The 22,722-nt window shown below is 66.1% G+C and carries 17 protein-coding genes; 5 read left to right on the top strand and 12 right to left on the bottom strand.

The window, feature by feature from the left end:
* Positions 1-38: 38 nt before the first annotated feature.
* From L2Y94_RS19405 to L2Y94_RS19395, 3 genes are all read right to left on the bottom strand, one after another.
* Positions 39-812 (bottom strand): hypothetical protein, encoded by a 774-nt coding sequence (locus tag L2Y94_RS19405; RefSeq protein ID WP_247371273.1) that lies wholly within the window; start codon positions 810-812, stop codon positions 39-41.
* Positions 813-903: 91 nt separating this feature from the next.
* Positions 904-3,066, bottom strand: a complete 2,163-nt coding sequence (locus L2Y94_RS19400) for a peptidase domain-containing ABC transporter (protein ID WP_247371271.1) — start codon at positions 3,064-3,066, stop codon at positions 904-906.
* Between the two features lie 6 nt (positions 3,067-3,072).
* Positions 3,073-4,335: a beta-barrel domain-containing protein gene (locus L2Y94_RS19395; RefSeq protein WP_247371268.1), complete on the bottom strand. Its 1,263-nt coding sequence runs from the start codon at positions 4,333-4,335 to the stop codon at positions 3,073-3,075.
* 232 nt (positions 4,336-4,567) lie between these two features.
* On the opposite strand from L2Y94_RS19395, the gene L2Y94_RS19390 reads away from it, so the two are divergent.
* Complete coding sequence (locus L2Y94_RS19390; RefSeq protein WP_247371265.1) at positions 4,568-6,796, top strand: NADP-dependent isocitrate dehydrogenase; 2,229 nt, start codon at positions 4,568-4,570, stop codon at positions 6,794-6,796.
* A 55-nt stretch (positions 6,797-6,851) separates the two neighbouring features.
* Here the strand turns inward: L2Y94_RS19390 and L2Y94_RS19385 are convergent, their stop codons facing one another.
* From L2Y94_RS19385 to L2Y94_RS19370, 4 genes are all read right to left on the bottom strand, one after another.
* On the bottom strand, positions 6,852-8,084 hold the full coding sequence (locus tag L2Y94_RS19385; protein WP_247371262.1) for an SGNH/GDSL hydrolase family protein: 1,233 nt from the start codon (positions 8,082-8,084) through the stop codon (positions 6,852-6,854).
* 139 nt (positions 8,085-8,223) lie between these two features.
* A complete protein-coding gene (locus L2Y94_RS19380; protein WP_247371259.1) occupies positions 8,224-9,423 on the bottom strand; it encodes an SGNH/GDSL hydrolase family protein in 1,200 nt (399 codons plus the stop codon).
* 108 nt (positions 9,424-9,531) lie between these two features.
* Positions 9,532-10,476 (bottom strand): aldo/keto reductase, encoded by a 945-nt coding sequence (locus L2Y94_RS19375; RefSeq protein ID WP_247371256.1) that lies wholly within the window; start codon positions 10,474-10,476, stop codon positions 9,532-9,534.
* A 64-nt stretch (positions 10,477-10,540) separates the two neighbouring features.
* A complete protein-coding gene (locus L2Y94_RS19370; protein WP_247371253.1) occupies positions 10,541-10,729 on the bottom strand; it encodes a hypothetical protein in 189 nt (62 codons plus the stop codon).
* 139 nt (positions 10,730-10,868) lie between these two features.
* On the opposite strand from L2Y94_RS19370, the gene L2Y94_RS19365 reads away from it, so the two are divergent.
* Together L2Y94_RS19365 and L2Y94_RS19360 are read left to right on the top strand one after the other, a co-directional pair.
* Positions 10,869-11,777, top strand: coding sequence for a LysR substrate-binding domain-containing protein (locus L2Y94_RS19365; protein WP_247371251.1), 909 nt, complete (start codon positions 10,869-10,871; stop codon positions 11,775-11,777).
* Between the two features lie 70 nt (positions 11,778-11,847).
* The gene (locus L2Y94_RS19360) at positions 11,848-13,245 is read left to right on the top strand and encodes a coniferyl aldehyde dehydrogenase (RefSeq protein WP_247371248.1); all 1,398 of its coding nucleotides are present in this window, start codon (positions 11,848-11,850) and stop codon (positions 13,243-13,245) included.
* A 102-nt stretch (positions 13,246-13,347) separates the two neighbouring features.
* Here the strand turns inward: L2Y94_RS19360 and tal are convergent, their stop codons facing one another.
* From tal to L2Y94_RS19345, 3 genes are all read right to left on the bottom strand, one after another.
* Positions 13,348-14,337: a transaldolase gene (gene tal / locus L2Y94_RS19355; RefSeq protein ID WP_345780007.1), complete on the bottom strand. Its 990-nt coding sequence runs from the start codon at positions 14,335-14,337 to the stop codon at positions 13,348-13,350.
* Positions 14,338-14,394: 57 nt separating this feature from the next.
* On the bottom strand, positions 14,395-16,569 hold the full coding sequence (locus tag L2Y94_RS19350; protein WP_247371243.1) for a primosomal protein N': 2,175 nt from the start codon (positions 16,567-16,569) through the stop codon (positions 14,395-14,397).
* Between the two features lie 361 nt (positions 16,570-16,930).
* Positions 16,931-18,094 (bottom strand): DUF3667 domain-containing protein, encoded by a 1,164-nt coding sequence (locus tag L2Y94_RS19345; protein WP_247371240.1) that lies wholly within the window; start codon positions 18,092-18,094, stop codon positions 16,931-16,933.
* Positions 18,095-18,216: 122 nt separating this feature from the next.
* On the opposite strand from L2Y94_RS19345, the gene L2Y94_RS19340 reads away from it, so the two are divergent.
* Positions 18,217-19,599 (top strand): MATE family efflux transporter, encoded by a 1,383-nt coding sequence (locus L2Y94_RS19340; RefSeq protein ID WP_247371237.1) that lies wholly within the window; start codon positions 18,217-18,219, stop codon positions 19,597-19,599.
* Between the two features lie 52 nt (positions 19,600-19,651).
* Positions 19,652-21,574, top strand: coding sequence for a signal peptide peptidase SppA (sppA, locus tag L2Y94_RS19335; protein ID WP_247371234.1), 1,923 nt, complete (start codon positions 19,652-19,654; stop codon positions 21,572-21,574).
* Positions 21,575-21,625: 51 nt separating this feature from the next.
* Here the strand turns inward: sppA and L2Y94_RS19330 are convergent, their stop codons facing one another.
* Complete coding sequence (locus L2Y94_RS19330) at positions 21,626-21,844, bottom strand: hypothetical protein (protein ID WP_247371231.1); 219 nt, start codon at positions 21,842-21,844, stop codon at positions 21,626-21,628.
* A 44-nt stretch (positions 21,845-21,888) separates the two neighbouring features.
* Positions 21,889-22,689 carry an ABC transporter ATP-binding protein gene (locus L2Y94_RS19325; protein WP_247371228.1) on the bottom strand — a complete coding sequence of 267 codons (801 nt, stop codon included), beginning with the start codon at positions 22,687-22,689 and terminating at the stop codon, positions 21,889-21,891.
* Between the last annotated feature and the right edge of the window lie 33 nt (positions 22,690-22,722).

The following is a 22,722-nucleotide window of genomic DNA, read 5'->3' as shown; positions in this document are numbered from 1 at the left end:
CCGGAGGGCACTCGTGAGCCCTCCGGTATCGTCCTCCGTCAGTAAGGGAAACCGATCCCGATACCCGCGCTCCACCCGCTCGTGGTGTTGTGGGAGATCATCAGTTCGTAGTGCTCGTCCGGGTGCGCGGAATCCTCGAACTTGAGGTACTTTTCAGTGCCACCCGAACCCTGGGCGACTCCTGCCGTGACGTGGACACTACCATTGTCGTACAGGGAAACCGCCGCGCTTTCGGAGGTCGCTCCCGTCGTATCGATGGCCAGGCCGATGGTCACGCCACCTTCGACGTAGCTCAGGGAAAGCTTGTCAGGGGCATTCGAGTTGACCGAAAAGCTGAAGTGCATGTCCGCATAGGCACCCGAGCCGACAATCGATTCCGAGAAATTGCCGTTCGCCCAATTGACCGCCGCGCCTACGGTCTCGCCGTCGGTCATCGTGTAGGTGTTGGTCACCGACGCGGCCTGCTGCGACATGGATGTCGATATCTTGTCGGCACCTATACTGAAGCCGAACATCCCGCCGGTAATCTGCTGATTGCTTCCCCAGATCGGGTTGGCGAATTCGGTGGCGAAGCCGCCGACCGCGCCATAGCCCGGTGGCAAGCTGCCGGACCCGGTGCCGCCCCCGGAGGGGGGCGGCGATGCGGTGCCGCTACCGCCACCGCCCACGGGCGGGCTGATGATTCCACCACCGCCACCGCCGCCGGGGGCAGTTACGACGACCGGAGGTTCGTTATCCACGTCGCCGTTACCGGGTCCCTTGACCATGCCTCCGGTGACGTACCGCAATTCGGATGGGTTCAACTCACGCACGAAATACTCCTTTTCTTCATGGTTGGGGCCTGCGTGCCGCAGCACTTTTGGGCCCGTAATTCGCCTTGGCGGCGAAACTGGTGAAGAGCGCTCAAGCTGCGGTGCCTTGCACGGCGTCGGCGACGACCGCAGCCCTGACCGTTCCGCTCTGCATGTAAAGCACCCGGTCCGCGGCTGCGATGGTTTCGGGGCGGTGCGACACCACGACGCGTGTGACGTCCAATCGCGATATCAGTGACGCGATGCGACCTTCCCGCGCGACGTCGAGGTGGCTGGTCGCCTCGTCGAGGACGAGGATGCGCGGTTTGCGATAAAGGGCTCTTGCCAGGAAGAGACGTTGTTTCTGTCCCCCGGAAAGCGTAGAGCCCATGTCTCCCACCAGGGTGTTGTAGCCCATCGGCATGGCGGCGATGTCGTCGTGGATGTCGGCGCGGCGCGCGGCTTCCTCGACGCGGGTGAAGGTGGCGTCGTCGGAGAAGAATGCAATGTTGTCGGCAATGCTTCCGGCGAACAGTTTGTCGTCCTGAAGCACGACTCCGAGCATGTCGCGATATCGCGACTTGCCGATCTGGCGCAACTCTATTCCCCCGACCAGGATGCGGCCGGTCTGCGGTTCGAGCATGCCGAGCATCAGGTGGAGCAGCGTGCTCTTGCCACATCCCGATGGACCGGAGATGGCCACGGACTCGCCGGCTCTTATCTCGAAATTGCAGCGGAATACGATCCAGGGTTCGCTATCGGCGTAGCGGAAACTCACGTTTTCGAAACGGATGGACGGTTCTGGCGACGATCCCGCATGCGAACCGTGGATATTCGGCTCGAGCGGTGTCAGGACGATGTCCGCGAGCCGCTCGCCTTGCAGGCGAAGCAGACGCAGCTGGATGAGGTAGTCGGCAAAGGCAGCCGCGCGCGCGGTGAACTGGTCCGCGTAAGCTACGTAAGCCATCAGCATTCCCGCCGTGAATGCGTTTCTCAGCGCGAGCCAAGCGCCTATCCAGAGCACGCCCACGCGCTGGAGGCCGGAGAGGATTCCTCCGGCGAGCGAGAACAGCATGTTGAGCCGTTGCACTTCAACCTGCGTATCCAGCGCATCGGCCGTATGGCGAAGATAGCGACTGGTATGCCCGGCCCCTTGATTGTTCAGCTGAATGGTCTGTACGCCGCGTATGGCTTCGATGAGGCTGCTCTGCTGGCGCGCGTTGACTACGATCTGACTAAGATTGGCCTCCTGGTAGGTACGGAACCATGCGATGCGGCTGACCGAGTAGAGCGCGGCCCCCGCCAGGACGACCACGGTGAGGGCCGGACTGTAGACCGCCAGGAGCACGAGGGTAGCCAAGGCCATCAGGCCATCCATCAGGGCGCCGACGAACTGCGTCGTCAGGCTTTGCTGGATGGTATTGATGGCGCCGAAGCGGGAGACGACGTCGCCCATCTGGCGACGGAGAAAGTACAGGTGGGGAAGCCGCATGAGGTGGCGGAAGACGTTGCCGGTCCAGTTCATCGTGAAATGCGTGCTGAGCCGGACCACGGCCCACGTCCTGAAGGCGTTGATCACGGCCTGTGCGACAAAGAGCAGGAGAAAGCCCGAACCCAGCAGCGTCAGCAGATCGCGGTCGCCGTCCGCCAGCACCTGATCGACCACGATCTGCAGGAACTGCGGCACGAACAGGGCAATCACTTCCAGGGCGATTGCGAACCCCAACAGCTGGCGTAGCGATGCACCGAGTCCTTGCACCGAGCCGGCGAGCTTGCGCAGCGACAAGGGCGACGGTGGCTGCTTCCGTCGGAAATCGGGGCCCTTGGTCAACTCCAGCGCCACACCGGTGAAATGCCTGGATACCTCGCCCTTGGCGAGTTTTCGCCTTCCAGATGCCGGATCGTGGATAACGACCCGGTCGCCGTCCACGGCCTGGAGCACGACGAAGTGATCCATGTCCCAATGCAGGATGCAGGGGCAGCGCAGGTCAGGCAATTCATCGATATCGAGTCGCACGGGACGGGTGAGGAATCCGGCTTCATCCGACCAGCGGATCACGTCTTCCAGGGTGCTTCCCTTGGCGGACGTGGGAAACCGCCTGCGCAATTCGGCAAGCGAGACATGGTGACCATGCCAGCCGAGGATCATCGCCAAGCAGGCAATTCCGCACTCGGCTGCCTCCATCTGGCGCGTGACCGGAAGTCGTCGTCGCCGCCCCATTCCCAGCAACCTGTCGAAACGGTGGCTGTCATCCCCTCGCAGTGCTTCGTTCACGGTGTCCTATTCCTCTCCCCAGCCTTTTCTCACGCCGATCAGCGGTTCAAAAAACCATTCGATGACCCTGCGCCTGTCGAGCAACACATCGGCGTCGACCGTCATGCCTGAGCGGAACGCGTGTTCCTTGCCATAGGCGAGAATGGATTGGCTCTGCAATGCCACGTCGATCCGATACAGCGGCTCCTGGTCGACCTGCGGCTGGCCGAGCAAAGCCATGGCGTCATCGGGGGACAAGGCGCTATCCGGTATGCGGATGATGCTGCCAACTATCGACCCGAACTTCTGGTAGGGATAAGCCTGCACGTGCAGAACGACCTTCGAGCCCTGTCTTAGAAAACCGATCGCTCCGCTGTCGACGAGAAGTTGCGCGACGAGCGGCGACTTTTCCGGAACGATGGTGATGGCGGTCTGGCCTTGCCTGAGCGATTGGCCCGACTTGACGAGCACGGAGGCGACGGTTCCGTCCATGGGGGCGATGAGTTGCGTGGAGCGTTCCAGCTCGGCCTGCGCGAGCGATTGCATGACGCTGGAGCGCTTCGCGCCGAGTTCGCTCTCCTTTTCCTGAAGCTCCCCGGGAAGCTTCGACATTTCCGCATCGATGGAAGCGATACGTCCGACAATGGCCTCGCGCTGGCGTTCCAGGTCCTGCACGGCCAGTTGTTCGCTGAGCAGCGTCGCTTGCTGTTGCTGCACCTGGAGAACCGATACGTAGCCTTGCTTCAGCAAGGGTTGGATGCGCTCGACCATGGCATGCTGGAGCGACACCTGTCGGCGTTGTATGGCGATCTGCTGTTCGACGTGCGATGACTCGCGTCGTGCACTGGCCATCTGTTCGCGAAGCGAGATGGCCTGATCCTCACTCAGCACCTTCGCTGTCCGCATGTCCTGCTCGATGCGCACCTCGTCATCCTTCAGGCGTCGCGCGGCGCTCTCCGCCGTCGCTCCCATTCGCTTGCTGCTCCGATCGCTGGAAACGCTAGCCAGCGGCTGCCCCTTGGTGACGTGCGCACCTTCCGCGACGAGGGTTTCCACCAGGGCGCCGTCGGCCTTTGCCGCGACCACCGCGAGGCCCTCGGCTGGTACGAGCTGACCGGTCACGTGCACGCGGCGCGTATAGGTTCCGAGGGCTGCCCACAGGACGAGTGCCGCGACCAGCGTCAAGGTCGCGATGAGCGTGCGGTTGCGCGATACGGGAAGAACGATCGAGGGGCGCCCGAATCCTTCCGATTTCCCTGCCCTCAACGCTTCTTGCCTGAAGAGTTCCATGCCGACCTGACTAATCCCCCGGGGTCGGCGACCGATTTAGTCATGGATGTTTCGTATTGGCAACAAGCAAGTTATTGCTTTTCCAGTGTTTATTTGCGACCCGCGTTTGCTTGCTTTTCCCTCCCCATCATCCGGGCCACAATGGACCGGTTGTCCGCCCGCGACAGCCCCCTTGCGGTGCTCGCGGAACGGCCCCATGACCTGGCCCACTCACGTAGAAGGCTCCCCGCACATGTCGAAGTCGCCCAAGATCATCTACACGCTCACCGACGAAGCCCCGTTCCTCGCCACGGCCTCGTTCTTGCCGATCATCGAGGCCTTCGCGGGCGCCGCCGGCGTGGCGGTGGAAACGCGCGACATCTCGCTCGCCGGCCGCATCCTGGCCCAGTTCCCCGATCGCCTCACCGATGCCCAGCGCATCGGCGACCACCTCGCCGAACTCGGTGAGCTGGCCACCACGCCCGAAGCCAACATCATCAAGCTGCCGAACATCAGCGCCTCCGTGCCGCAGATGAAGGCCGCCATCCGCGAATTGCAGGCGCAGGGCTACGACCTGCCCGATTACGTCGACGCGCCCGCCACCGACGCCGAGAAGGAAAGCAATGCCCGCTACGGCAAGGCCATGGGCAGCGCGGTGAACCCGGTGCTGCGCGAGGGCAACTCCGACCGCCGCGCGCCGCTCTCGGTGAAGAACTACGCGCGCAAGCATCCGCATCGCATGGGCAAGTGGTCCAGCGACTCGAAGTCGCACGTGTCCCATATGGACGGCGGCGATTTCTACGGTAGCGAGACCTCCGCCACGCTCGACAAGGCCGGCAGCCTTCGCATCGAATTCGTCGGCAAGGACGGCGCGGTGAAAGTGCTGAAGGACAAGGTCGCGGTGAAGGCCCGCGAGATCGTCGACGCCGCCGTGATGAGCCGCAAGAAGCTCGCCGCCTTCATCGATGCGCAGATCGAGGATGCCAAGGCCAAGGGCGTGCTGTTCTCGCTGCACCTGAAGGCCACGATGATGAAGGTGTCCGACCCCATCATGTTCGGCATCGTCGTGCGCGAGTTCTATAAGGATGTCCTGGCCAAGCACGCCGACCTGCTCAAGCAGGTGGGCTTCGACGCCAACAACGGCATCGGCGACCTCTACGCGCGCCTGGACAAGCTCGATGCCGCCAAGCGCGCCGAGATCGAAGCCGACCTCAATGCCGAATACGGCAAGCGCCCGGCGTTGGCCATGGTCAATTCCGACAAGGGCATCACCAACCTGCACGTGCCCAGCGACGTGATCGTCGACGCCTCCATGCCGGCGATGATCCGCGACTCCGGCGGCATGTGGAACGCCGAAGGCAAGCTGCAGGACGCCAAGGCCATCATCCCCGACCGCTCCTACGCGGGCGTGTACCAGGCGGTGATCGACGACTGCATCGCCCACGGCGCCTTCGATCCGGCCACCATGGGCAGCGTGCCCAACGTGGGCCTGATGGCGCAGAAGGCCGAGGAATACGGCTCGCACGACAAGACCTTCCAGATCCCGGCCGACGGCACCGTGCGCGTGGTGGCGGACGACGGTTCGACGGTGTTCGAGCATGCGGTGGAAGAGGGCGACATCTGGCGCATGTGCCAGACCAAGGACGCGCCGATCCAGGATTGGGTGAAACTCGCCGTGCAGCGCGCGCGCCTGTCGGATACGCCGGCGGTGTTCTGGCTGGACAGGCACCGTGCGCACGACGCGCAGGTGATCTCCAAGGTCGAGCGTTACCTCAAGGACCACGACACCGCGGGCCTCGACCTGCGCATCCTGTCGCCGGTGGAAGCCACGGCGTTCTCGCTCGAGCGCATCCGCAAGGGCCAGGACACGATCTCGGTCACCGGCAACGTGCTGCGCGACTACCTCACCGACCTGTTCCCGATCATGGAACTGGGCACCTCGGCCAAGATGCTCTCCATCGTGCCGCTCATGGCCGGCGGCGGCCTGTTCGAGACCGGCGCGGGCGGCTCGGCGCCGAAGCACGTGCAGCAGTTCGTGGAAGAGAACTACCTGCGCTGGGATTCGCTGGGCGAGTTCCTTGCCCTGGCCGCTTCGCTCGAACACCTCGCCGAGCGCTACGACAACCGCCACGCCCGCGTGCTGGCGAAGACGCTCGACCAGGCCAACGGCCGCTTCCTCGACAGCAACAAGTCGCCCGCGCGCAAGGTCGGCGAGATCGACAACCGCGGCAGTCACTTCTACCTGGCGATGTATTGGGCCGAGGCGCTGGCCGCGCAGGACGACGATGCCGAACTGAAGGCGAAGTTCGCGCCGCTGGCCAAGACGCTCGCCGAGAAGGAGGCGACCATCGTCGGCGAGCTCAACGGCGCGCAGGGCCACCCGGTGGATATCAAGGGCTATTACCATCCCGACATGGCGCTGGTCAGCCAGGCGATGCGTCCGAGCGCCACGTTCAACGCGGCCATCGACGCGCTGCGTTGATCGGCGCGTGACGCTCCCGGCGTGATGCCGGGAGCGTCACGACGGTTGCACGGCATCAGCGCTGGCCGAGTTTCCAGGCTTCCGCCACCGTGGAGAACACCGTCTCGGCGATCATCCGGTGCACCCGCGTGGTGGGGTGCACGCGGTCCCAGAACACGTAGCGCTGCGGGTCGCAATCCGACGTCATGGCGGGCCCGAACAGGTAGTCGGTTTTCCTGTCATGGGGCATGTCCAGGCACGAATGCGTGGTGTCCGCGATGCCGAACTCACCCGGGTTCGCCAGGAGCCGGTCGAACAGGCTGGACAGGTCGACGAGACGTATGTCGACCCCCTTCACGTTGCGTATCCGTTTCGCGATGTGGATGAGGCTGTCGTTGTACAGGCGCACCTTGGCCCTTATCACGAGGGCCTCTTGCGCGTCGTCGCGAAACGCCGGCGTGCGTGAAATATCGGGCAGGTTGACGAGCACGATCTTGCTCGCGCCGAGGCCGACCAGTTCTTCGAGCGCGGCTTCCAGCCGATCCGATGCGTCCGTCACCGTCCTGATTTCGGGCCGACGGTCGTTCATGAAATCGTTCGCGCCGGCCAGCACCGTGAAAACGGTACGGGATGGCTCATAACCCCGCGCCAGCGACATGTACTTGCGGAACGACGCGATCTGCGTGTCGAGCCCATTGATGAACACGTTCGAGTCCCGTGTTTCCGAGCCGCCGATGGCCCAGTTGTTCAGGGGCTTTCCCGCCATCTGGGCGAAGTACTCGGTCCATACCGGTCCATTGCTGAAACGGCCGAGGAACCACGAATGGGCTACCGGGAACTTCCACTGCAAGTCGTTGTAGATGTTGCCCGTGTCGCTCAGGCTGTCGCCGAAGGCGACGATGCGATCCACCGGCGCATCCGGCGAGAGGCGACTCTCGTGCCACACCTGGTGGTTGTAGCTGAGATCGGTCGCGGCGGCATTCCATTGAACCGGCACGCCGGTCACGCCATGGTTCGCCAGCGTGCGTTCGCAGGCTTGGCGCATCTCGTCCGGGGCTTGCTTCGTGTAGAAAAGGTTCGACGTGAGGCTGGGGCTGAGGTCGGCCCAGTAGCCGTCGAGCTGGAAACCTTCGGCGTTGAGGTAGGCCGTTGCCAAGGGGTTGCCGGGTTGAGGCGATCGATACCAGCAGCGCAGTTTTGCCTTGACGGGAAACGCACCGAACTCGATGTCGATCGGTGGGAAGAACTGGGCGTTGGCAGGCGCGCAGGCGACCGCCGCCAGCAACGCCAGACGGGCGATGGGCTTCATGGGTGACTCCATGTCGTTGGGGGGAGGGCCGACTCGGTGCCGGCCGCGACATGATCGCGATGTCGCCCTTGCGAGACTGTAGTCCTGCACCCTTCCGGTGGGTCGGCGCGTGCCGACCCACCGAAAGCGATGCCCTCGATCAGTGCAGACCCCACGATGGAGGTGCCGATGCCACGGCCCAGCCGGCCATGAGTTCATGCATGCGCGTGGTCGGATGCAGGCTGTCCCAGAACACGTAGTCGGCCGGAGAGCATCCGGCGCGCAGGGGCGGTTTGCGCAGGTAGTTGAGGGAGCTGTCCGCATCGATCCGCAGGCACGACCGGGTGGCGTTGGTGAAACCGTATCGCTCCGGATGAGCCATCACCTCATCGAACGACGAGCGTACGTCCACCACCCGGATCTCCGCACCGGTCATTGCCGCCACCCGACGCGCCATCTCGCCCAGATGCGCGTTGTAGTACTCCACCTTGCCCAGTACGGCGGCTCCATCGGTACGCCCCATGCGGAAGACCGGTGCGACGGAGACGTCGGGGAGATTGACGAGGAGGATCTTGCGTGCGCCTCGCTCGGCCAGTTTACGCAAGGTCTTTTCCTGCTGTTCGAGGATCTCGGGGGCCGTCTTCGTGTCATTGACGAAATCGTTGCCCGCCGCGAGGAAGGTGAACAGGGTGCGCGAGATGTCGTAGTCCCTGGCCGACTGCATGTAGTTGAAAAAGCCGTCCACCTGCCTGTCGACGCCATGGATCAATCCAAAATAGACGTCCCGGGTCTGCGCACCGCCGATGGCCCAGTTGTGGAGGGTGAGGCCATTGCGACGGGCGAGGTGTTCCACCCAGACGGGGCCATTGCTGAATCGGCCCGCGTACCAGGCGCCGCTGGGGAGTTGCCACTGCGACTCGTTGTGCATGTTGCCCGTGTCGGAGAGGCTGTCGCCGAACGAGACGATGCGCTCGATGGGAGCCCCGGGCTTGAGGTCGCCGTTGTACCAGAACTCGTAGTTGTAGCTCTGCGACGAGGTGGCGGCGGTCATGCCGACGAATTCGCCGACCTGCGACAACGTGGCGAGGTAGCGCCGGCATGCGTCGAGGAGGTTCTGCGGGCGGTCGTCGGTGAAGAACAGGCTGCGCGAAGGCAGGATGCTGGAGCTGCGCCAATAGCCCTTGACCTTGTAGTTCGGCATCGCGAACGTGGTGGCCGCGCCGGAAGGGTCGTCGCGCAGGCGATAGTGGCAACGCAGGCCGGTGGTGGTCTCGCTGCCCAGGGCACCCGTGCCGTGGAACAGGGCGGCGGCACCGAACACGGTGCGGGCCAGTGTCGAAAAACGGATGAAGCGGCGCATGTATCCTCCTTGAGTGCGTTGCCGGCTTCATGCCGGCCGCGTCATCATGGCGATATAGCCCTGCTTTTCGTGTAGGCGGCCGCCGCCTTGCCTTGTAGGGGATGGCCCCTAGGCGCTGGCCGCATCGAGCATCGCGACATCGTCCTCGCCCAGCGCGACGGATGCCGCACGGGCGATATCGTGAAGCTGGTCCACCGTCGTCGCGCTGGCGATGACCGCCGTCACGGCGGGACGTTTCATCAGCCATGCGAGCGCGACCTGCGCGGGCGTGGCATCGTGCCGTCCGGCGACTTCGTCGAGCGCGCCGAGCACGCGCATGCCCCGCTCGCCGAGATAGCTTTTCACCCGGCCGCCACGTGCCTTGCTCTTGTCCAGGTCGGCTTCGCTCCGGTACTTGCCGCTCAGGAAGCCGCTGGCGAGCGAGTAGTAGGTGATGACGCCGACGTTCTTCTCCACGCACAACGGTTGCAGCGATGCCTCGAAGCCCTGGCGGTCCATGAGGTTGTACTCGGGTTGCAACGATTCGTAGCGACTCAGGCCCTTGTCCCTGCTGGTTTCGAGCGCATCGGCAAGACGGGTGGAAGCGTAGTTCGATGCGCCGATCGCGCGGACCTTGCCCGAGGTGACGAGGTCGTCGAACGCGCGCAGGGTTTCCTCCAGCGGCACCTTCGGATCGTCTTCGTGCGACTGGTAGAGGTCGATGTAATCCGTCTTCAGGCGGCGAAGGGAATCGTCCACCGCCTCCTTGATGTTGGTCGGCGAAAGCCCCGGGTAGCGCGCCCACTTGCCGACCTTGGTGGCGATGAGCACCTTGTCGCGCTTGCCGGACGCCTTCAGCCAGTTGCCGATGATGGTCTCCGACTCGCCGCCTTCGTTGCCGGGCACCCAGGCTTCGTAGACGTCCGCGGTGTCGATGAGGTTGAAGCCCTCGTCGACGAAAGCGTCGAGGAGGTCGAAGGATCGTGCCTCGTCGACGCTCCAGCCGAATACGTTGCCGCCGAAGGCGAGCGGGGCGACCTGGAGCGGCGAGCGACCGAGCTGCCGAAGCTTCATGGAAGGGTTCTCCGAAAGGCAAAACCCGATTGTCGCTCCGCCGGGGTTGGCGCCGCGTGATGCGTCAGCAGCACCCGGGGGCACAGGCCAGGGCATCGTCGCCTTCGCGCGCTTTCTTCGCTTCGCGGTTGGCACGCGCGTCGTGGACCTTGCCCGACCCGGCCACGGGTTCGGCCCGGCCCAATGCCATCACGAGTTCCCTGTTCACGATGTGGCCGTGCATGAAGGCAAGGCCGGTGAAGATCGATGCCATGACACCCTCCTGAAGTCGCCCCCGCTAGCCCTTGCGGCTTTCGGTGAGCTAAAGGGTGCGCGTTTCTCGCGCGGCCAAAAAGCGATATGTTTGCAACCCGGCCTTGAGAGAATTGCAACCCGGCCACGAGGAATCGCCCATGTCCCGCCTGCCGCTCGGCCTGCTCCAGGGGTTCGTTCTGGTCGCCCGCACGGGCAAGCTGTCCCGCGCGGCCGAACAGCTCAACCTCACGGTCAGTGCGCTCAGCCACCAGATACGCAACCTCGAGGAGCGCCTCGGCCGGACGCTCTTCGAGCGTGGTCCCCGTGGCGTGGCCCTCACCGCCGACGGCGCGAACCTCCTCGATGCGATCGGCCATCATTTCGAAGGCATCGAACACGCGCTCAACCGTTACCAGAGCCGCCACCAGGACCTGGTGACGCTGAGCGTGCTTCCGTCCGTCGCCTCGAGCTGGCTCGTGCCGTGGCTGCCTCGCCTGGTGGCGAAACACCCCGAACTGGAACTCAGCCTGCACTCCTCCGTCGCGTTGGCCGACTTCGATCGCGAGCCCGCCATCGACTGCGCGTTCCGCTATGGGCTGGGGTCGTGGCCGCGCACGCGCGCGGAACGGTTGTTCGGCGAATACATCGTGCCGATCGCCAGTCCCTCGCTGGTGCGCCGCATGGGGGGACTGCCCGATACCTCGCTCACGGGCTGGCCGTTGCTGGGCGACCCTTCCGGCCGCTGGACCGACTGGGCCGAGCAGTTCGGCATGCCGTTGCCCTCGCGTTACGTGGCCCGCTTCGACAACACCGAACACCTCCAGCGCGCGGTCCTGGAAGGCATGGGCGTGGCGCTGGGGCGGTTGGTGATGGCTCGCTCGCTCATCGAGTGCGGCGCGCTCACGGTGCTGTGCAAGGAGCGGATGCGCGTGGCCGAGGCGTATTACCTCGTGTATCCGAAACGCTCTGAATCGCACGGCGGCGTGATGAAGGTGCGCGATTGGCTGATGGCCGAAGCGGCGGACTACGAGGCGGGCATCGCGGACGGCAAACCGCTGCCTGCGTGAGACGCGGCCTGCCATCCCGCCTCGCGCCGGGTTTTCGCGAAAGCGCACCATCGATGCTAGCCTCCGCCGCATGCACGACATCCTCGCCCGACAACGCCATGCCCAATGGACCGAAGGGTCGCCGAGTGCGGCCGTTCGCATCGATCGGCTCGATCGGGTCATCGGCCTGCTCGTGGACCATGCCCATGACATCGCCGACGCCATGCGCGAGGACTTCGGCCACCGTTCGGTCGAGGGCTCCCTGGTCACCGACGTGGCCGCGTCCATCGAACCCCTGAAGCATGCCCGGCGTCACGTGCGCCGCTGGATGCGTCGCGAGCGCCGCGGCGTGTCGCCCGCGCCGTTGGCCTTGCTGGGGGCGAGGGCATGGGTGGATTATCAGCCCAAGGGCATCGTGGGACTGATCTCACCCTGGAATTTTCCGTTCAACCTCACGTTCGCTCCGTTGGCGGGCATCCTCGCCGCGGGCAATCGCGTGATGATCAAGCCGTCGGAGTTCACGCCGCATTCGTCCGAACTGATAAGACGCATGCTGGCGAAGGCGTTCGACGAGACCGACATCGCGGTGGTCACCGGCGGTCCGGAGGTGGGGCAGGCGTTCTCGACGTTGGCGTTCGATCACCTGCTGTTTACCGGCGCGACGTCCGTCGCGCGCCACGTCATGCGCGCGGCGTCGGAGCATCTGGTGCCCGTGACGCTCGAGCTGGGCGGCAAGTCGCCCGCCATCGTCGGACGCGGTGCCGATCTCGACGTGGCCGCGATGCGCTTGATGTTCGGCAAGACGCTCAATGCGGGGCAGGTCTGCGTGGCGCCGGACTACGCGCTCGTCCCGAGGGAACGAGTGACGTCGTTGGTCGACGCACTGGATCGCGCGGTGAAGTTCATGTTCCCCACGTTGCGTGGAAACGCCGACTACACGTCGATCGTCAACGAGCGCCATCACGCGCGATTGCTCGGCTTGCTGGACGATGCCCGCGACAAGGGCGCGACCTTGCGCTGGCTGCATCCGGAGCACGACGGCCTCGACATGCGTCGCATCGCGCCGGTGGCGATCCTCGACGTGGACGACGGCATGGCCGTGATGCAGGACGAGATCTTCGGGCCGTTATTGCCTGTCGTGCCTTACGACGGCATCGACGATGCGATGGCGGAAATCGGTGCAAGGCCGCGTCCGTTGGCCTTGTATTACTTCGGCGACGATCGCGCGGAGCAGGAACGCGTCCTGGCGCGTGTGGTCGCCGGCGGCGTCACGATCAACGACACGGTGATGCACCTGTCGATGGACGATCTGCCGTTCGGCGGTATCGGGCCGTCGGGGATGGGCGCCTATCACGGCTTCGACGGCTTTCGGACGTTCAGTCATGCGCGTGGCGTGTATCGGCAGGCGCGCTTCGACGTGGGGCGGGTGCTGCGGCCCCCGTATGGGGCGGTGGTGCGCGCCGTGTTGAGGGCGAAGATCCGTCGGTGAGTGGATCGCGAAGCGTTCGCGGGAACGACGGGCCACGATATTCCGCGCCGCTGAAAAACCGATCTTTCCAACGAAGAAGGGGCCCGAAGGCCCCTTCCCGTCTTACAGCTTCGCGCCGAGCAGTTCTTCCAGCTTGCGCTGGTCGACCGCGAACTTGCGGATGCCCTCGGCGAGCTTGTCGGTGGCCATGGCGTCTTCGTTGTGGCCCCAGCGGAACTTGGCCTCGGTGAGCTTTTCCTTCGGCGGCTCGGCCTTCTGGCCGTTGTCCTTGAGGGCCAGCGGGAGGTCGGCGTCGGTTTCGTCGAGCTGCTTGAGCAGGTCCGGCGAAATGGTGAGGCGGTCGCAGCCGGCGAGGGCCTGGATCTGGCCGATGTTGCGGAAGCTGGCGCCCATCACGACGGTCTTGTAGCCGTGGGTCTTGTAGTAGTCGTAGATGCGGCGGACCGACTTCACGCCCGGGTCTTCCTGCGGCGCGTAGGTCTTGGTGTCGGTGTTGGCGACGTACCAGTCGAAGATGCGGCCCACGAACGGCGAGATGAGGAAGGCGCCGGCCTCGGCGCAGGCGACGGCCTGCTCGAAGCTGAAGAGCAGCGTCATGTTGCAGTTGATGCCTTCCTTCTGCAGCTTCTCGGCGGCCTTGATGCCTTCCCAGGTGGAGGCGAGCTTGATCAGCACGCGCTTCGGGTCGACACCGACGTCCTTGTACATGCCGATGAGGCGCTTGGCCTTGGCGATGGAGGCTTCTTCGTCGAACGAGAGGCGGGCATCGACCTCGGTCGAGACGTAGCCCGGCACGATCTTCAGGATCTCGCGACCCACCAGGACGGCGAGCCGATCGCCGGCGTCCACGAGCTGCTGGGCGCGGTCGCTGCCCTGCTCCTTCGCCCACTTCACCGCTTCGTCGATGTACTGGGCGTACTCGGGGATGCCGGCCGCCTTCAGCAGCAGGGACGGGTTGGTGGTCGCGTCTTCGGGCTTGAAGGTCTTCATGGCCGACATGTCGCCGGTGTCGGCGACGACCTTGGTCACTTTACGCAGTTGTTCGAGCTGGCTGGTCACGTCTTGGGTTCCGTTACCTGGGGAGGAGGGCATTGTCGCGCCGATGGGCGGCGGCGAACAGCGAAAGTCCGATCTTAGGGCTTCATTCGTTCAATAGAGGTCGATGGGGTCGACATCAAGCGACCAGCGTACCTTGCGCGCCGAAGGCAGTCCCGTCAGGGCGTGCTGCCAGGGCCGGAGGAAGGCGTGCAGTACCGGCCGCGAGTTCGCCTCCACCAGCACCTGCCCGCGGTGCCGCCCGGCGCGCAGGGGCATCGGCGCCGGCATGGGGCCGGCCACGCGCAGGTCGCCCGGCTCGCCGATGGCGGCATGCGCCTCGGCGAGGAAGGCGTCCACCTCGGCCCGGCCGTGCGCTTCCGCACGCAGCAGCACCTGGTGGGCGTAAGGCGGCAGTTCGAGCAGGCGGCGCTCGGCGAGCAGCCCGGAGGCCACGGCCGCGTAGCCGCCGCGCAGCAGCGCGTGCAGCATCGGGTGGTCGGGGTGGTGGGTCTGCAACAGCACGCTGCCCGGCTTTTCCGCCCGGCCGGCGCGGCCGGCCACCTGCACGACCAGTTGGGCCAGCCGCTCGCTCGCGCGGAAGTCGACGCTGTGCAGGCCCTCGTCGACGCCGACGATGGCGACCAGGGTGAGGTTGGGCAGGTCGTGGCCCTTGGCGAGCATCTGCGTGCCGACCAGGATCGCGGGCTTGTCTTCGCGCAGCCGGTCGAGGATGTCGCCGAACGCGTCGCGCCGCCGCGTGGTCTCGCGGTCGATGCGCACCACGTCCACCCCGGGGAAGCGCTCGGCGAGGGCCTCCTCCAGGCGTTCGGTACCCTGGCCCTGCGGGCTCAGGTTGGCCGAGCCGCAGGACGGACAGGCCGGGGGAATGGAAAGCACGTTGTCGCAGTGGTGGCAGATCAGGCGCCGCCGCGCGGCATGCAGCGTCATCGGGCGGTCGCAGCGCGGGCAGTCGGCGTGCCAGCCGCAGTCGTGGCAGAGCAGCACGGGGGCATAGCCCCGCCGGTTGCGGAAGACCAGCGCCTGCTCGCCGCGGCCCACGCACTCGGACACCGCGTTGAGCAAGGTCGGCGACAGCCCGTGATCGAGGCGCTGGGCGCGCATGTCCACGATGCGCACCTGGGTGGACTGCGTGGCACCGGGGCGGGCGCGCAGCAGGAGTTGCCGGTAGCGTCCCGCTTCCACGTTGCCCAGCGTTTCCAGCGACGGAGTGGCCGAGCCCAGCACCACGGGGATGCCGTGGGCGCGGGCCCGGACCAGGGCGAGGTCGCGGGCGTGGTAGCGGAAACCGTCCTGCTGTTTGTAGGACGGATCGTGCTCCTCGTCGACGATGATCAGGCCGGCGCGCGGCAGGGGGGTGAACACCGCCGAGCGCGTGCCGAGCACCACCTTGGCGGTGCCGTTGCGCGCCCGCAGCCAGGCCCGCGCGCGTTCGCCCTCGGCGAGGTTGGAGTGGAGCACCTCGATCGTCACGCCCAGCCTTTCGCGGAGGCGACGGACGGTCTGCGGGGCCAGGCCGATCTCCGGCACCAGCAGCAGGGTCTGCCTGCCCTGGGCGAGCGCCCGCTCGATGAGGGCCAGGTAGACCTCGGTCTTGCCGCTGCCGGTCACCCCGTCGAGCAGGTAGGGCTGGAAGTGGCCGAAGCCCTCGCCGACGGCGGCCACCGCGGCGGCCTGTTCGTCGCTCAGGACGGGCCCGGGCGACGGCGTGGCGGGTGCGACGGGTTCGTCCCACTCGAGTTTCTCGACCAGTTCCGCCTCGAGCAGGCGGCGCGCGGCCGTGCGCCATTCGGGCAGCACCAGGCCGAGCTCGTCGGCGGCGCGCGGCCCGTCGTACAGCGCATCGAGCAGGGCGGCCGAGCTGCCGCGGCGGGTACCGGCGTCGCGGCTTTCGCGACCGTGGTGGGTGAGCCGCCACACCTCGCGACCGGTGGCGGGCAGGGGCTTGGGTTCGCGCAGGGCGAGGGGCAGGGCGTTGGCGAACGCCTCGCCCGGCGCGCCCGCCCAGTAGTCCGCCGCCCAGGCCAGGGTGGCGAGCAGCTCGGCGTCGAGCAGCGGCGTGTCGTCGAGTACCTCCAGCGCGCGCTTGAGTCGCCTGGCGCCGACGGCCGCCTCGGCGTGCGGCTCGATCACGATGCCGACCAGCTCGCCCTTGCCGAACGGCACGCGCACGCGGGACCCCGCCTCCGCGATGCCGCCTTCAGGAGGCAGGTAATCGAAAAGGGTCAGCAGGGGAACGGGTAGGGCGACGCGAAGAACGGGAATCATCACCGGCCCTAGTTTATAGGGGTATGCCGATTGTGCTGGTCAATGATTGACCAGAATGACATGGGCTTGGGCCCACAAAGCACCTGAAGAAAGAGGAATGAAAGGTAAGTGCCCGCCCTAGGGAAGGTTTCCGGCTTATCCACAGGTCCTGTGGATAAGTCTGTGGATGAGGGTCGGATGGAAGGGTTCCAAGGCGCACCGTTGAGCCTTTCGGGTTAGCTTGGGTACATTTTAACCAAGCTGAAATGTTACATGAATTCATGCACTTAGAAATTCGATGCGAAAAAGGTTCACTGACCATCCGCAGAACCTTGACAAAGGCGAAGGCACCGCCCCCGCCTGTGCACAACCCGCGTTTGGGCTAGTGGGAAAGGCCGATCAGCATCGCGAAAGCGAGGGCGAATCCCAGAAGCCAAAAATAGACGCTGCCTATCAACCAGTACTTGAAGATAGTCATGCCCCATCCCTGGCGATACACCCGTTTCTGCATCAGCAGCAGGTAGATCGGCATCCACAGGAAGATGGCCCATTGCACGAGCCGGATGCCCCTTGCCGCGAGCAGCACGTGCGGGGCGATGGCCTCGCGGGCGAAACCCAGCAGCATCATCAGGAGCAAGGCGAAGAACAGAAAGGCGTGGCTGTGAAGCGCCACGATCAGATGCTCCATGTAGAGCCGCCGGCGAAACCAGTAGAAGATCTTCAGCACCAGGGCGAACAAGGGCACCATCACGAACATGGTCTGGGGCAGCACGCCGAAAACGCCCTCCACGATGTGCTGGATGGCCTCCGACTCGTCCGGGCCACCGCTCGACGCTCGCAGGAGGTTCGCCTTGAACCGCGCCACCGAGACGCTCAACCGCTGGTTCAGGGCGGTGGGCAGCCAACCGATCGTGACGCTCGACTTGCTGTGCAGCCACTGGGTGAGGTCGTTTTCGTCGGAGTCGTCCTTTGCCTTCGACGCGTCCCCGGTAGCGGCCGGCATGGGCGGCGCCTTCAGTTCGACGAGGCGTTCGTTGGCCTTGTCGCGGACGGCTTCGCGGGCCCGTTCCAGGCCGGCCTTGGCCTGCGCGGGCATGTGATCGTCCTCTTGCGACAGGCGTAGGGAGTCGTCCTGGGCCTGGTAGAGCTCGTGTACCTGCTCGGGCGTGGTCGCCTTGGCGAAGATGCTCGTGTCGTCCTTGTTGTAGTCCTGCAGTTCGGCGGCCATGCCCTCGAAGTTCAGGTGGACGAAGAAGAATGCGAGCAGGCAGAACACGAACATGAGGCGGAACGGGGCGATGTAACGCACCCGCCTGCCCGAGAAGTATTCCAAGGTGAGGAACCCCGGGCGGGTGAACAGCGGGGGCACCGTATGCACGATGCGCTCGTCCATGTGGAAAAAGATGTCGCCGGCGTCTTCGAGCATGTGCGACATCGGCCGCAGCACGCTGTGTACCGATTGTCCGCATTCATGGCAGAAGTGCCCATGCAACGGTGCCTGGCAGTTGGCGCAGTGCTGCACCGGCGCCGCTTCCAGTTCCTTCATCTCACGTCCCCCGCGTCTCCCCTTGAGGTCGCGGATGATGGCATGCCGAACGGCGCCAGCGCATGGCCCGCAGGGCAGGGCGGAGCCGCTACAATGGCCGGCCCTCCCGATAGTTTCCTGCCATGCCCATCGACCGCGCCCGCGCGCGTCGCGAGGTCGGCGCCACCTTCCGCCTGGCGTTGCCGATGATCGCGGCGCAACTTTCCGCCATCGGCACCAACGTCGTCGACGCCGTGCTCGCCGGCCACCAGGGCGCGCATACCCAGGCGTCGGTGGTCACGGGCGCGAACATCTGGGTGCTGGCGATCGTCACCGGCATCGGCACCATGATGGCCGTGCCGCCCACGGTGGCCCAGCTCGACGGCGCCGGCCGCCGCGCCGAGGTGGGCGCCACCTTCCACCAGGCGCTGTACATCGCCTGGGGCCTGGGCATCCTGCTCGGCATCGGCGTCTGGCACGCCTCGCCGCTGATGGCCCTGTTCGGCGTGGTGGAGTCCATGCGCCACGACGTCACGGCCTTCCTGCACGCCATCGCCTTCGCGGCGCCGGCGCTCACCACGTATTTCGCGCTGCGCGGGTTGTCCGAGGGGCTGTCGATGCCCCGTCCGTCGATGTATTTCAGCTTCGGCGGCCTGCTGGTCCTGGCGCCGCTGGGCTACGTGCTGATGTACGGCAAGTTGGGGTTCCCCGTGATGGGTGCCCGCGGCAGCGGCATCGCCACGGCCATCGTGCTGTGGCTGGAGATGATCGGCTTCGGCATCTACGTGTTGCTCCATCGCAATTACCGCGACCTGGGCCTGCGTCGGCGCATGGCGCGTCCCGATGCGGGGCAGATCGGCCAACTCCTGCACGTGGGCGTGCCCATGGCGGTCACCCTGCTGATGGAGGCGGGCCTGTTCGTGGCCGTGGCGCTGCTGATCGGCCGGCTCGGCGAAACCGTGACGGCCAGCCATCACGTGGCGCTCAACGTGGCGTCGGTCGCCTTCATGATCCCGCTGGGCCTGTCGATGGCGATCACCGTGCGGGTGGGCAACGCCGTGGGCCGGCGCGACGCCACGGCCGTGCGTTACGCCGGGTTGTCGGGCATCTCGCTGGTGCTGGTGACCCAGTTCATCTCGTCCGGTGCCATGCTGCTCTTCGCCGCGCCGATCGCCGGGCTGTACACGAACGATCCGGCGGTGATCGCCATGGCGTCCCAGCTTCTCGTGCTTGCCGGGTTCTTCCAGTTTTCCGACGGCATCCAGGTGGCCTCGAACGGCGCCTTGCGCGGCATGAAGGACACCCGCGTGCCGATGGTCATCACCCTTTTCGCCTATTGGGGCGTGGGCATGCCCGTGGGCTGGTGGCTGGCCTTCGGCCACGGCCTGGGGGCGCGTGGCATGTGGATGGGCCTGATCGCGGGCCTGAGCATGGCCGCCATCCTGCTTTTCGCCCGGTTCTGGCGATCCAGCGGCCGCGGCCGCTGGCCCGACGATTCATCGGCGCCCCTGCCTTTACACACGTGATGCTCATGGGCCGACGCGCTACGCTCGGCCCAACCTTCAAGGAATACGCTCCATGTCGGACCGCTTCGACGCCACGCCCCCGCCACTGCCCCCGCAGCCGAAGCCCGTGCCTCCGATTCGCCGTCGCGGCGGCGGATTCGGCGGTTTCTTGCGCTCGCTGGGCCGCGGCATCAACTTCGTGCGGCTGTTCATCCTCAACGTCTTCTTCTTCGGACTGCTCGCGGCGTTCCTGCTGGCCATCTACGCCAGCAACCGAACCAACGCGGTGGACGACAAGAGCGTGCTGGTGCTGGCGCCCGAAGGGCAGCTGGTGGAGCAGTACAGCGCCGACCCGCTCTCCCGCGCCATGGGCAAGCTCTCCGGCGACGGCGTGAAGCAGGTGCAGGTGCGCGACATGGTGCGGGCCATCGATACCGCCGCCAAGGACGATCGCATCAGCCGCATCGTGCTGCGCCCCGACAAGCTCGCCGCCGGCGGCTTCGCCGCGCTGCGCGAAGTGGGCGCCGCGCTCGATCGCTTCCGCGCCGCCGGCAAGCCGGTGCTGGTGTGGGCCTCGAGCATGGAGCAGGGCCAGTACTACCTGGCCGCGCACGCCGACAAGATCTACCTCGATCCGCAGGGCGGCGTGATGGCCACCGGCCTGGCCAACTATCGGCTGTTCTACAAGGACATGCTCGACCGCCTGGGCGTGCAGGTGCACCTGTTCCGCGTGGGCCAGTTCAAGAGCGCCGCCGAGCCGTTCATCCTCGATCACGCCTCGCCGGAATCGAAGGAAGCCGACGGCTACTGGCTGGGTGGGCTGTGGGATACGTGGATCGGCGAGACCGCGAAGCTGCGTCACCTCGATCCGGCCGCGTTGCGCGGCGACGTCGACGGTTTCGCCGACCGCGTGCAGAACGCCAAGGGCAACCTCGCCGACCTGGCGAAGGAAGAAAAGCTCGTCGACGGCATCGCCACCGAACAGCAGTTCGTGCAGATGCTGCGCCACGAGGGTGTGCCGGCGGGCAAGAAAGACCAGGGTTTCCGTCAGGTCGATCTCGCCGGCTATCTCTCCGCCACGGGCCTGGGCACCGCCGACCTGTTGCAGACCTCGCCGGGCGTCACCGTGGTGGTGGCCGAGGGTGAGATCACCGGCGGCAAGCAAGCGCAAGGCAGCATCGGCGGCGAATCCACCGCCGCGCTCATCCGCACGGCACGCCTGGATCGCCGCACGCGGGCGCTCGTATTGCGCGTGAATTCGCCCGGCGGCGAGGTCTACGCCGCCGAGCAGATCCGTCGCGAGGTCGAACTGACCCGCGAGGCCGGTATTCCCGTCGTGGTGTCCATGGGCGACGTGGCCGCCAGCGGTGGCTACTGGATCTCGATGAACGCCAACCGGATCTATGCCGAACCGAACACCATCACCGGCTCGATCGGCATCTTCGGCATGTTCTTCACCGTGCCCGACACGCTGGCGAAGATCGGCGTGAAGAGCGACGGCGTGGGCACCGGCGGTCTCGCCGGCGCGTTCGACGTCACCCGGCCGCTCGATCCGAAGGTAGGCGTGCTGATCCAGAGCATCATCGACAAGGGTTACCGCGATTTCGTCGGCGGCGTGGCCAAGGCGCGCGGCAAGGACTTCGCCGCCATCGATGCCATCGCCCAGGGCCGCGTGTGGACGGGCGAGCAGGCCATGCAGCGTGGGCTCGTCGACAAGCTCGGCAGCCTCGACGACGCCATTCGCGACGCGGCGCAGGAAGCGAACCTCGGCAAGGATTACGGCGTGCGCTACGCCGAGAAGCCGATGGGGGCGTTCGAGCGCTTCCTCACCAACGTGGGCGACAGCAGCGAGGCGAAGGTGCTGATGTCGTGGGGCGTCCGCCTCCCGTCGTGGGTGGCGGAGTTGCCGAAGCTGGCCCCGGAGTTCGCGCTGTTCCGCACGGCGCAGGCGGGCAAGCCGAACGTCTACGCGTATTGCTTCTGCTCGCCGCGCTGAGGCGATCTGAAATCGCGGACCCTGTCCGCGATTCCTGCGAAGCGCAGGCCGTTACTGCTCCTGCGCCTCGATCGCCTTGCGCTGATCCTCGGCCTGCCGGTCCACCACCTTCTGCACGTCCTGCGCTTTCTTCTCCTGCGCCTTCATCGAATCCCACGGCGTGGCCACGGCTGCGGCGGCCTGGGGCTTGGGCGGCTGCTCGGGCTGCGGCGGTTTCGAGCAGGCGGCACAGGCGATCGCGAGGATGCAGGGCAGGGCGAGGCGTTTCATGGCGATACTCCACGGCGAGCCCCGAGTCTCGCGCCGCCGTCGGGTCAGCGCAATCTCGCGCCGTAGAATCCGCCGTTCCGGTCCACGTCCATCGGCCAGCCGAAAAGCCGGGACAGGCGGTCTTCCGAAAGCAGGGCCGCCTTGGGGCCCTGCTCGTAGAGACGCCCCTCGCGCAGCATCACCACGTGATCGATATCGGGCACGATTTCCTCGACGTGATGGGTGACCAGCAGCAGCGTGGTGCCTTCGCGGGCCAGCTGGCGCAGAAGGTCGAGGAAGCGTCGGCGCGTGCCGGGGTCGAGGCCCGCGCACGGCTCATCGAGCAGCAGGGCGCGGGGCGCATGGACGAGGGCACGGGCGATCAGCACGCGGCGGGCTTCGCCCGTGGACAAGGTGGACACGTCGCGTTCGGCCAGGTGCGTCGCCTGCACGCGATCGAGTGCCCGCACCGCGCGCTCGCGCATCGTGTCGTCCACCGCGTGGTCGAGGCCGAGCGTCATCGAGGCGAAGAAACCCGAGAGCACGGTGTTCAGCGCGGTTTCGTGCGTGGCTTCGAATTCCCTGCGCAGGTCGGACGAGACCACGCCCAGCAGGGAACGAAGCTCGGCCACGCTCCAGCGATCGCGCCCGAACACGCGCAGCACGGGGGAGCCGTCGTCGTGCACGAGCGGATAGAGCCGTCGCTCGATGAGTTTCACCAGCGTCGACTTGCCGGAGCCGTTGGGACCCAGGATGGCGGTGTGCTGGCCCTGCGCGATGGACAGGGACAGGTCGTCGACGAGCGTACGGTCGCCGCGCAGCACGGTGGCACGGTCGAGGGTGAGCAGGGGCGTATGGGCGTCCATCTCCCAAGCTTAACCCGATGTACCATGCGACCC

Source organism: Luteibacter aegosomatis, from assembly GCF_023078455.1.
In the GTDB taxonomy this organism is placed as follows: domain Bacteria; phylum Pseudomonadota; class Gammaproteobacteria; order Xanthomonadales; family Rhodanobacteraceae; genus Luteibacter; species Luteibacter aegosomatis.
The sequence above is the reverse complement of the archived record's forward strand: the minus strand, read 5'-3'. Positions and strand labels throughout refer to the sequence as shown.